Genomic DNA, 10,891 nt, shown 5'->3' with positions numbered 1-10,891 from the left:
GGGCCGAAGATCTCCTCCTGGCACGTCTTCGACGAGTTCGGCAGCCCCTCCAGCAGCGTCGGCGGGTGCGTACTACCCGCCGACGCTGCTGGAGGGGCTGCCGAACTCGTCGAAGACGTGCCAGGAGGAGATCTTCGGCCCGGTCGGGGTGCTGCTGCCGTACCGGGACGAGGAGGACCTGGTGGCGCAGGCGAACGACACGGTGTACGGCCTGGCGTGCGGCATCTGGACCGCCGACTACCGCCGCGCGTGGCGCCTGGCGCGGCGCATCGAGGCCGGGACGGTGTGGATCAACACGTACAAGCAGTTCAGCATCTCGACGCCGTTCTCGGGCAGGAAGGAGAGCGGGCTGGGCGTCGACAAGGGCCGCGAGGGGATCCTCGGGTACCTGCGGCAGAAGAGCGTGTACTGGGGCCTGGACGAGGAGCCCCTGCCCTGGGCGGGCTAGGAGTAGTGCGCCGGGGACCGCGCCGCAGCCGGCCGGCGGACCGGGGACTGCGGTGGCAGCACCAGATCGACCTGCCGGGCACCCTGGGCACCGAGCTCCAGAGCCACGTCACCGACCCCGGGACTGACCTCCCCGGGCCCTGGCGGTTGGACCACCACAGCTCACCGGCTCGCCGGTGGCGCCGGGGCGGGCCCACCCCACGCTGCGGGAACCTAGCGCCGCTTCTGGCGGTCGGCCAGGGCCTGGATCCGGGCGATCGCGGCGGCGCGCGCGTCCGTCGCCTCGCCCGCCGGGCCGGTGGGGAGCGGCAGCATCGGCTCGGGGCGGTGGTTGAGCAGCAACGGGTTCCCGAGCAGCTCCAGCCCGTTGCCGCCGCGGAGGTAGCGCTGCGCGAACCGCACGCCTTCCGGCCTGCCCTGCTCGTAGGCGTCGACGAACACGGCCTCGGTCCGGTCCTCGTCGAGGGTCAGGAAGCCGTCCCAGGCCAGTGCGACGTGGCGGGGCACCGGGTCGGCCGCGGCGAGGTCCTGCCGGGCCAGCGCGACGCTGCCCTCGACGGTGAAGTTCTCCTCGTCGTCGACGTAGCGCTTCGCGACCTTCTCGCCGTCGGGCAGGACGGCGAGCACGAAGGGCACGAACCCGGACGCGGTGTCCTCCGCCTCGGCCACCGCGTGGTCGATCGCGTCGAACAGGGTCGCCGTGGCGTCGTTGCCGAGGTTCGGCACGGGGTCGGTCATCAGGCAGCCTTCCGGGAGGTTGATCTTTGCCGTCCGACTCCCCGGCGGCCCGATCGGTTCCCTCAGCGCTCGGCCCGGTCGGCCATCTCGGCCAGCCGGATCGAGTGCTCCAGACGGCTCAGCAGCTGCGCCAGCTGTGTCCGCTCGGTCTTCGTCAGGCCGGCGAGCATGCGGTTCTCGTTGGCGAAGTGGACTCCGGCGACCTTGTCGGTCAGCGCCAGGCCGTCCTCGGTCAGTCCGATGTAGACGATGCGCCGGTCGGTGGCGTCGCGTTCGCGGTAGACCAGGCCGGCCGCCTCCAGCTTGTCGACCCGCTGCGTGATGCCGCCCGTGGTGAGCAGGTTCGCGTCGGCCAGCTCGCCGGCCGTCCGGCGGTACGGCGCGCCCACGCGGCGCAGCGCGGCCAGGATGCCGAAGGCGGAGATGTTGATCCCGTACCGCCCGAACACGCGGTTGAGCTGCACCGTGTAGCCGTCGAAGGCCCGGTGCAGGCGCCCGAACACCGCCAGCGGCGACGCGTCGATCTCCGGCGCCTCACGACGCCACTCCGCGAGCATCACGTCGACCGCGTCCGGCTGCGGCTTGTCGCGCTTGGGCATCGGACCCCCTCCAAGGTATTTTCAGGGTAAGAATATCACCGCTAAGATAGGTGGGCCGCCTGCCCGGCCTCGTCCCGCCACCCCCGACTCCGTAACCTGTTCCGGTGACTACGGAGGGTCTGACCGTGGACGGCGCCGGCGGACTCCTGGCCGGCCGCTACCGGCTGCGGAGCCGCCTGGGCGCCGGGGCGATGGGCGTCGTCTGGCTCGCGCTCGACGAGCGCCTCCAGCGCCCGGTCGCGGTGAAACAGCTGTGGCCCGGACCGGCGCAGGGCGAGCAGGCGCGGCAGCGCATCATGCGCGAGGGCCGGATCGCCGCGCGGCTGCGTCACCCGCACGTCGTCACCGTGCACGACGTCGCCGAGCACAACGGCCAGCCGGTGCTGGTGATGGAGTACGTGCCCGCCCGCAGCCTCGCCGCGCTGCTCGCCGAGCAGGGGCCGCTCGCGCCCGAGGCCGTGGCGCGGATCGGGGTGCAGGCCGCGTCCGCGCTGGCGGCCGCGCACGCCGCCGGGATCGTGCACCGCGACGTCAAACCGGGGAACCTGCTGGTGAGCGACGACGGCGCGGTCAAGATCGCCGACTTCGGCATCTCCCGCGCCACCGGCGACGTCGCGCTGACCCAGGCCGGCCTGGTCGCCGGCACCCCGGCCTACCTGGCCCCGGAGATCGCGCGCGGACAGGAACCCAGCCCCGACTCCGACGTGTTCTCCCTCGGCGCCACGCTGTACGCCGCGGTCGAGGGCGTCCCGCCGTTCGGGGAGGACGAGAACTCGATCGCGCTGCTGCACCGCGTTGCCGCCGGCGAGGTCCCGCCGCCGCGGCGGGCCGGCCCGCTCACCCCGGTCCTGACGGCCGTGCTGCACGCCGACCCCGCCCAGCGCCCCAGCACGGTGCAGATCGTGACCGCGCTCCAGGCGGTCGCCGACGGGCAGCCGGTGCCGCCACGCGCGTTGAACCCGGCGCGGGCCCGGACGCAGCCGGTGGTGACGCCGTCCGCGCCGACGGTCCCGGTCGCCCCGGTCGGCGGCGGGACCCTGCTGAACCCGCGGCCCACCGCGCCCCCGAACCGGCGGCGCTTCCTGCTGCCCGTGGCGGGGGCGGTGCTCGCGGTGCTGGCGGTGGTCGTCCTGATGACGCAGCTCACGCCGGACCCACCGGCCCCGGCGCCCGCACCGCCCGCCGCGCTCGACGCCGCCTCGATCACCGCGGCGGTCAGCGAGTACTACGCCCTGCTGCCCGCGCGGCCGGACAACGCCTGGGCGCGTCTCGGGCCGCGGATGCAGGCGCAGGGCCAGGACGCCTACCGCACGTTCTGGTCGCGGATCACCCGGCTGACGATCACCACGCCGCCCGCGGTGGTCGCCGCCAACACGGTGTCGGTCGGCATCGCCTACACCGTCGAGGACGGCCGCACGATCACCGAGACGCACCGCCTGGAGCTCATCCGGTCCACACCGTTCCCCCTGATCGACGCCGACGCCGTGCTGTCCAGCGAGACGAGCACGCCCCCACCGCCGCCCTCCACGCCCGCGCCCACGACCGTGGTGGAACAGAAGCAGAGCGACCCCGGCGACGAGGAGGAGGAGCGCAAGGACGACAAGCCCGGCCGCGGACACGGCCGTGACCGCGACCGCGACTAGTCCAGCCGGAACGCGAGGGCGGCCAGAACAAGCCCCACCGCGCCGAGTCCGGCGCCGGCCCACGCCGCGGACAGGTAGCCGTGCCCGGCGGCGATCGCGCGGCCGCCCAGGCCGGCTCCGATGCTGTTCGCGGCGTTCGAGGCGGTCTGGTTGAGCGCCGCGCCCCCGCCGGCCGCGGTGACGGTGTTCAACGGCCGGCCGCGCTGGGAGTGCTGGACGTGCTGCGCAGGTCCGGCCTCGCGGTGCCGGGGGACGTCAGCGTCATCGGGTACGACGACAGCAGCCTCGCCGGCTTCAGCCACGTCGACCTGACCACGGTCGCGCAGGACGCCACGGCCCTCACCACGCTCGCGGTGGCCCGCGCGATCGACCGCATCGAGGCGGCCCCGGTGCGGCAGCGCGAGGTCGTGTTCCCGCCCCGCCTGGTGGTCCGCGGGACGACCGGCCCGCTCGGCGGCTGACCCGGCGGCTACTGCGGCACCGTCGAGCCGCGGGCGACCAGCTTCGCCCGGAGCTGCACGTGCTGGGGGCGCCTCGGGGCGTCGCCGGCGGTGATGCGGTCCAGCAGCTGCCGTCCCGCGCGGGCGCCCAGGTCGTAGGTCGGCTGCTCGACGATCGTCAGCCCGGGGCGCACCAGCGTCGTCCACGGCTCGTCGTCGAAGCCGATCAGCGACAGCTGCGACGGCATCCGCAGCCCGCGGTCCTGCGCCGCCCGGTACGCGCCCGAGGCGAGCACGTTGTCCGTGCACAGCACCGCCGTCGGCGGCTCCGGCAGGTCCAGCAACCGGTTCAGCGCGTCGTAGGCCGACTCGCGGTCGTACCGCGCCGACGCCACCAGCTCGGCGTCCACCGGCAGCCCCGCCGCCTCCAGCGCGCTCACATACCCCCGCAACCGCACCGCGCTCGGGAACAACCCGCGCCGCCGGTTGCCCGTCCGCACGCGCGCCAGCTGGTCCCCGGCCTCGGTGATCACCCCGATCCGCCGGTGCCCCAGCTCCGCCAGGTGCCCGACGGCCTCGGCCGCGGCGTGGTCGTTGTCCACGGTGACGCTGTCCGCCTCCGGCACCCCGTTGACCTGCCGGTCGATGAGCACGACCGGCACCCCGGCGTCCATCGCGCGCCGCAGGTGCGCCCCCTCGCCGGGCCGCGCGGCCGCGACGATCACGCCGTCCACCCGCTTCTCCGACATCACCGTGACCGCCCGCTGCTCGGCCTCCAGCACCCCGCCGGTGTTGGCCAGCAGCACCTCGAACCCGGCCGGGGACGTCACGTCGGTGATCCCGCGCAACGCGGTGGCGAAGAACGGGTTCGCCACGTCGGTCACCACCACGCCGATCGTCTGCGTGCTGCCGGTGACCATGCTGCGCGCCAGCCCGTTCGGCCGCCGCTCCAGCACGGCCACCGCCGCCAGCACCCGCTCCCGGGTCCGTTCGCTGACCTGCCCGTACCCGCCGAGCGCGCGCCCCGCGGTCGCCGTCGAAACGCCCGCGGCCCGCGCCACGTCGATCAGCGAGGCCGCCCCGTGCGTGGTCACCCGCATGCCTCCCCAGTGCACGTTGGCAAAAGAAGTCTTGACTGATGCTACTACCGGCTGAGAAGGTTCTCACCCAACAGGTACTGAGAAGGTTCTCACTCAAGCGAGGCCCAGCACATGACACTTCGGATCGGCGTCGACACCGGTGGCACGTTCACCGACGTCTGCGCCCTCGACGAGCAGACCGGACGCCTGTACGTGCGCAAGGTGTCCAGCACCCCCGACGACCCCGGACGGGCGATCGTGACCGGGGTGTCCCAGCTGCTGGACGAGATCGGCGGACGCGACCTCGGCGACGTCGGCTACTTCGCCCACGGCACCACGGTCGGCACCAACGCGCTGCTCACCGAACGCGGCGCGCGCACCGGCCTGCTCACCACCGCCGGCTTCCGCGACCTGCTGGAACTCGGCCGGGGCCGGCGTCCTTCGCTGTACGACCTGCAGGCCGACAAGCCCGCCGCCCTGGTGCCCCGGGACCTGCGGCTGGAGGTGGACGAGCGGGTCCGCCACGACGGCCGGGTCGAGCGCCCCCTCGACGAGGACCAGGTCCGCGCGCTCGCGCGCGAGCTGCGGGAGCAGAACGTGGAAGCCGTCGCGGTCTGCTTCCTCTACAGCTTCGTCGACCCGGCCCACGAGCGGACCGCCGAACGCATCCTCACCGAGGAGCTGCCCGGCGTGCACGTGTCGGTGTCGTCGGCGGTGCTGCCGGAGTTCCGCGAGTACGAGCGTCTGTCCACAGTGGTCGTCAACGCCTACCTCGGCCCGGTGGTCGCCCGCTACCTGGCCCGGCTGCGCACCCGGCTGAGCGAACTCGGCCTGCGCGCCACCCCGCACGTCACCCAGTCCAACGGTGGCATCATCCCGTTCGAGACGGCCGAGCGGATGCCCTCCCGCATGGTCCTCTCCGGCCCCAGCACCGGGGTGGTCGGCGCGGCCGAGATCGCCCGCGCCGCCGGATACCCGGACATCATCACCTTCGACGTGGGCGGCACCTCCTCCGACGTCTCACTCGTGCAGGACGGTGTGCCCAAGTCGTCCAGCGGCACCGAGATCGACGGCAGGCCGGTGCGCGCGCCGATGCTGGACATCCACACCGTCGGCGCCGGTGGCGGCTCGATCGCGTGGATCGACGCGGGCGGCGCGCTCAAGGTCGGCCCGGGCAGCGCGGGCGCCGACCCGGGACCGGCCTGCTACGGCCGCGGCACCGAGCCGACCGTCACCGACGCCAACGTCGTGCTGCGCGTGCTCAACCCGGAGTACCTGCTGGACGGCCGGATGAAGATCGACGCCGCAGCGGCCCGCGCCGCGGTGTCCACAGTGGCCGGTCCACTGGGGATGGACGTGCTCGACGCGGCGCAGGGGATCGTGCGGGTCATCACCGCCAACATGGCCCGCGCCATCCGCGTCATCTCCGTGCAGCGCGGCTACGACCCGCGCGACTACGTCCTGGTGCCCTTCGGCGGCGCCGGTCCGCTGCACGCCGTGCGCCTGGCCCGCGAGCTGGGCATGCGCACCGTGCTGGTGCCCGAGACGCCCGGCGCGCAGTGCGCCGCCGGTCTGCTGATGACCGACATCCGGGCCGATTTCCTGCGCACCCGCATCTCCCCGCCAGACCACGACGTGGTCGCCGGGGTGTTCGCGGAGCTGGAATCCGAAGCGACGGCCTGGCTGGCGGAGGAGAACGTCCCGGCCGAGCGTCGCCGCGTCGAGCGGTTCGCCGAGATGCGCTACGCCGGCCAGAACCACGAGCTGCCGGTGCCGGTGCCGGAGGGCGAGATCACCGCGGACACGGTCGCGCAGCTGACCAAGCGGTTCGCCGCCGAGCACGAGCGGATGTACGGCTACTCCTCGGCCGAGGACGCGGTGCAGGTGGTCACCTTCCGCCTGCGCGCCATCGGCGAGGTCGCCCGCGCCCAGCTGCACCGCGCGCCGCTCGGCGACCCGGACGCGAGCGCCGCGATCCGCGCCACCCGCGAGGTCTACCTGCCCGAAAGCGGCGGGTTCACCGCCTGCCCGGTGTACGACCGCAGGCTCCTGGCACCCGGCCACCGCATCGACGGCCCCGCGGTCGTCGAGCAGATGGACACCACCACGCTGCTGCTCCCCGGCGACACCGCCGTCGTCGACGAGCTGCGCAACCTCGTCGTGACGGTGGGCCGATGACCCACACGGAAGGGAAGACCATGCAGGACCCCGTGCTGGTCGAGGTGATCGGCTCCGCGCTGTCGTCCATCGTGGAGGAGATGGGCGAGACGCTGGTGCGCGCGGCCTACTCGACCAACATCAAGGAACGCCGTGACTGCACCGCGTCACTGTTCGACGCCGCCGGCCGGATGCTCGCCCAGGACGAGGGCGGTTCGCCGCTGCACCTGGGCTCGCTGATGGGCATCGTCGACGAGATCACCCGCCGCTACCCGGCGGGCACGATCGAAGACGGCGACACGTTCATCGGCAACGACCCGTTCACCGGCGGCGGCTCGCACCTGCCCGACATCGTGCTGGTGTCGCCGGTATTCCTGGACGGCGAGATCACCGCGTGGGTGGCGAACCTGGCCCACCACGCCGACTTCGGCGACCGCGGCCACGCGCACATCTTCCAGGAGGGCCTGCGGATCCCGCCGGTGCGGCTGATGCGCCGCGGCGAGCTGCAGACCGACCTGTTCGAGCTGATCCTGCTCAACTGCCAGGTGCCGCACGAGCGCCGGGCCGACCTGCGTGCCCAGATCGCCGCGAACCGGCTCGCCGTCACCCGGTACACCGAGCTGGCCGGGCGTTACGGCCGCGACACGCTCGTCGCGGCGGCCGCGGCGCTGCTCGACTACACCGAGCGCCGCACCCGCGCGGCGATCGCGAAGGTGCCCGACGGCACGTACACCTTCACCGACCGCTTCGACTGCCCCGAACTCGACGACGAACTCGACCTCGGCGTCACCGTCACCGTGCACGGCGACGAGGTCACCTTCGACTTCACCGCGCCGCCGCAGGTCCGGGCCAGCGTCAACGTCGTGTGGACCGCGCTGTACGCGGCGGTCTACTACTCGCTCAAGACGCTGGTGGACCCGGACATCATCCCGAACGCCGGGCTGCACCGGCCGGTCACCATCAACGCCCCGCGTGGTTCGGTGCTCAACTGCGTCGAACCCGCCGCGGTCAACGGCCGCAGCGAGACCTGCCAGCGCGTGGTCGACCTGATCCACGGCGCGCTCGCCACCGCCGTGCCGGAGACCGTGACCGCGGCGAGCAACGGCGCCAACACCGGCGTGCACTTCTCCGGGGTGGACAGCCGCACCGGCCGCTACTTCGTCTACCTGGAGACCATCGGCGGCGGGTGCGGCGCGCGGCTGGGCAAGGACGGCATGGACGGCGTGCAGGTGCACATGACCAACACCAGCAACCTGCCGGTCGAGGCGCTGGAGACCGAGTACCCGCTGGTGGTGGAGGAGTACGCGCTCATCGACGACTCCGGCGGCAACGGCCGCACCCGCGGCGGCATGGGCATCCGGCGCACGGTCCGCGTCGAGGAGTCCGACGTGCACTTCTGGCTCGACACCTCGCGGCAGCGGTCGCGGCCGTGGGGCCTGTTCGGTGGCGGCCCGGGCGCGAGCGCCGGGGTCGAGCTGTCCGAAGGCGCGCAACCCGTCGAGCACGGCTACACCCGGCTGCAGCCCGGCGACCGGGTGTCGATCCTGACCGCGGGCGCCGGTGGCTACGGGCCACCGTCCGAACGCGACCCGGACCAGGTCCGCCGCGACGTCGCCGAAGGCCGCATCTCCGCGGAACGCGCCCGCACGACCTACGGGGTGGAAGCATGATCCGCACCGCGGTGATCGGCTTCGGCGTGTCCGGGCGGATCTTCCACGCCCCGTTCCTCGCCGCCGACGAGAACTTCTCGCTCGACTTCATCGTCACCGGGAACCCTGAGCGGGCAGCGCACGCCGAGGCCGAGTATCCACAGGCGACCGTCCTCGCCACACCCGGCGAGCTGTTCACCCGGGACCTCGATCTGGTCGTCATCGGCACCCCGCCGGCCACGCACGCCGAACTCGCGGCCACCGCGCTCGACCACGGCCTGCACGTGGTGGTGGACAAACCGTTCACCGTCACCAGCGCGCAGGGCGAGGCGCTGATCGAGCACGCCCGCCGCGCCGGCCGCGTGCTCACGGTGTTCCAGAACCGCCGCTGGGACGGCGACTTCCGCACCCTGCGGCGGCTGGTCGAGGACGGCGAACTCGGCCGGGTGCACACCTTCGAGTCCCGGTTCGAGTGGTGGAAGCCGCAGGGACCACGCGACTGGAAGGCGCACGCAAGCGCCGCGCAGGGCGGCGGCATCCTCTACGACCTCGGCACCCACCTGATCGACCAGGCCATCCAGTTGTCCGGCCCGGTCGAGCGGGTGCACGCCGAGCTCACCCGCCGCGGCGCGGGTGACGCCGACGACGACACGTTCGTCGTCCTGACCCACGAGAACGGCACCCGGTCGCGGCTGTTCATGTCCGGCCTCGCCGCCCTGCCCGGGCCGCGGTTCCACGTCCTCGGCGACCGGGCCGGCTACACCAAGCACGGCCTGGACCCGCAGGAGGACGCGCTCAAGAGCGGCGCCCGTCCCGGCGACGCCGGTTTCGGCCGGGAACCGGAAGACCACTGGGGCACGCTCGGCGTCCGCGGGAACACCCGGCGCATCGAGCCGGAACCCGGGAACTACGGCGAGTTCTACCGGCTGCTCGCCACCGCGATCGACCGCGGCGGGCAGCCACCGGTCGACCCGCGCGACGCGGTGGACGTTCTTCGCATCATCGAGCGGGCACACGCCCGGAAGGGGGATCTTTCCCGATGACCGCAGCCAAGCACGTCGTCGTGGTGGGCGGGGGCGTTCTCGGCGTCTCCACGGCCACGCACCTGCAGCGCGACGGCGTGGCCGTGACGCTCGTGACCGAGGGCGAACTGGCCGACGGCGCGTCGGGGCGGTCGCTGTCCTGGCTCAACTCGGCCGGGACCCGCTCGGCGGCCTACCACGCGCTGCGGATGGCCGGCATCGACCGCTACCGCACGCTCTTCGCGCAAGACCCGGCCCGCGAGTGGCTCCGCTTCGACGGCGGCCTGCACTGGAGTCTCGACCAGGACGCGATGCGGGAGCGGCACCGCGCCGAGGTCGCGCACGGCTACGACTCGAAACTGGTCTCGGCGCACCCGGGTCTCGCCCCGGACGCGATCCCCGAGGTGGCCGTGCACAACCCCGGCGAGGGCTGGGTTTCGCTGCCGCACCTGATCGAGCACCTGGCCGCGGAGTTCACCGCGCTGGGCGGCGAGATCGTCACCGGCGCCGGGCGCGCGAGCGTCACGACCGCCGGGGGAGTGGCCACCGGGGTGACCACCACCGGCGGGCGGCGGTTCGCGGCCGACACCGTCGTGGTCGCCTGTGGCGCCGCCACCTCGTCCGTGGTCGCGGAGCTGGGGGTGTCCATTCCGGACGCCTCGCCGCTGTCGATGCTCGTGCTCACCGAACCCGCCGACACCGCGGTGACCGCTGTGCTGAACACCCCGCGCGTCGCGCTGCGCCCCAACCCGGGCGGCACGTTCGCGCTGGACCACCACTGGTACGAGGACCGGATCACCGAGGCGGCCGACGGCACGTGCGTGATCGACGAGTCGGTGGTCAAGGAACTCACCGCCGAGGCTTCCGCGCTCCTGGACGGCGGGGTCACGCTGACCGCCGCGTCCTGGAAGCTCGGCCGCAAGCCCATCCCGGGCGACGGCGAGCCGGTGTTCGGCGAGCTGTCCGCCGTGCCGCGGTGTTTCGTCGCCTTCACCCACTCCGGCGCGACGCTCGGCCTGATCGCCGGGGAGCTGCTGGCCGGCGAGATCCGCACCGGCGAGCCCCACCCGATGCTGGCGCCCTTCCGGCCGGACCGCTTCCGGCCCTGACCCCGCAA

At 73.5% G+C, this 10,891-nt stretch carries 11 protein-coding genes; 7 read left to right on the top strand and 4 right to left on the bottom strand.

The window, feature by feature from the left end; genetic code table 11:
• Positions 1 to 448, top strand: a 448-nt coding sequence (locus tag D0D15_RS18110; RefSeq protein WP_208646181.1) for an aldehyde dehydrogenase family protein, incomplete at its 5' end; no start/stop codon positions are given.
• Positions 449 to 660: 212 nt separating this feature from the next.
• Here the strand turns inward: D0D15_RS18110 and D0D15_RS18105 are convergent.
• Together D0D15_RS18105 and D0D15_RS18100 are read right to left on the bottom strand one after the other, a co-directional pair.
• Entirely contained in the window at positions 661 to 1,185 is a 525-nt protein-coding gene (locus D0D15_RS18105) for a hypothetical protein (RefSeq protein WP_094005238.1), read from the bottom strand.
• A gap of 62 nt (positions 1,186 to 1,247) precedes the next feature.
• Positions 1,248 to 1,784 carry a MarR family winged helix-turn-helix transcriptional regulator gene (locus D0D15_RS18100; RefSeq protein ID WP_094005237.1) on the bottom strand — a complete coding sequence of 179 codons (537 nt, stop codon included), beginning with the start codon at positions 1,782 to 1,784 and terminating at the stop codon, positions 1,248 to 1,250.
• 104 nt (positions 1,785 to 1,888) lie between these two features.
• Here D0D15_RS18100 and D0D15_RS18095 point away from each other — a divergent pair, with 104 nt between their 5' ends.
• Positions 1,889 to 3,427 carry a serine/threonine-protein kinase gene (locus D0D15_RS18095; protein ID WP_279630567.1) on the top strand — a complete coding sequence of 513 codons (1,539 nt, stop codon included), beginning with the start codon at positions 1,889 to 1,891 and terminating at the stop codon, positions 3,425 to 3,427.
• On the opposite strand, the gene D0D15_RS37060 is transcribed toward D0D15_RS18095, so the two are convergent.
• Positions 3,424 to 3,618, bottom strand: a complete 195-nt coding sequence (locus tag D0D15_RS37060) for a hypothetical protein (protein WP_233157234.1) — start codon at positions 3,616 to 3,618, stop codon at positions 3,424 to 3,426. The genes D0D15_RS18095 and D0D15_RS37060 overlap by 4 nt on opposite strands.
• On the opposite strand from D0D15_RS37060, the gene D0D15_RS37055 reads away from it, so the two are divergent.
• A complete protein-coding gene (locus D0D15_RS37055; protein WP_255407893.1) occupies positions 3,574 to 3,888 on the top strand; it encodes a substrate-binding domain-containing protein in 315 nt (104 codons plus the stop codon). The two genes, D0D15_RS37060 and D0D15_RS37055, sit on opposite strands and share 45 nt — an antisense overlap.
• A gap of 8 nt (positions 3,889 to 3,896) precedes the next feature.
• On the opposite strand, the gene D0D15_RS18085 is transcribed toward D0D15_RS37055, so the two are convergent.
• The gene (locus D0D15_RS18085; RefSeq protein ID WP_244214968.1) at positions 3,897 to 4,967 is read right to left on the bottom strand and encodes a LacI family DNA-binding transcriptional regulator; all 1,071 of its coding nucleotides are present in this window, start codon (positions 4,965 to 4,967) and stop codon (positions 3,897 to 3,899) included.
• 111 nt (positions 4,968 to 5,078) lie between these two features.
• Here D0D15_RS18085 and D0D15_RS18080 point away from each other — a divergent pair, with 111 nt between their 5' ends.
• The 4 genes from D0D15_RS18080 to D0D15_RS18065 are packed head-to-tail and all read left to right on the top strand — an operon-like array spanning position 5,079 to position 10,883.
• Entirely contained in the window at positions 5,079 to 7,124 is a 2,046-nt protein-coding gene (locus D0D15_RS18080; protein WP_094005235.1) for a hydantoinase/oxoprolinase family protein, read from the top strand.
• Positions 7,121 to 8,773, top strand: coding sequence for a hydantoinase B/oxoprolinase family protein (locus D0D15_RS18075; protein WP_094005234.1), 1,653 nt, complete (start codon positions 7,121 to 7,123; stop codon positions 8,771 to 8,773). The genes D0D15_RS18080 and D0D15_RS18075 overlap by 4 nt, the downstream gene beginning before the upstream one ends.
• A complete protein-coding gene (locus D0D15_RS18070; RefSeq protein ID WP_115944599.1) occupies positions 8,770 to 9,795 on the top strand; it encodes a Gfo/Idh/MocA family protein in 1,026 nt (341 codons plus the stop codon). The genes D0D15_RS18075 and D0D15_RS18070 overlap by 4 nt, the downstream gene beginning before the upstream one ends.
• Complete coding sequence (locus D0D15_RS18065) at positions 9,792 to 10,883, top strand: NAD(P)/FAD-dependent oxidoreductase (protein WP_094005232.1); 1,092 nt, start codon at positions 9,792 to 9,794, stop codon at positions 10,881 to 10,883. Before D0D15_RS18070 ends, D0D15_RS18065 begins: the two co-directional genes overlap by 4 nt.
• Positions 10,884 to 10,891: the final 8 nt, after the last annotated feature.

It is taken from the genome of Amycolatopsis thermalba (assembly GCF_003385215.1).
Lineage (GTDB): Bacteria > Actinomycetota > Actinomycetes > Mycobacteriales > Pseudonocardiaceae > Amycolatopsis_E > Amycolatopsis_E thermalba.
Note: the sequence above shows the minus strand (reverse complement) of the source record. Positions and strands in the feature narration are given on the sequence as shown.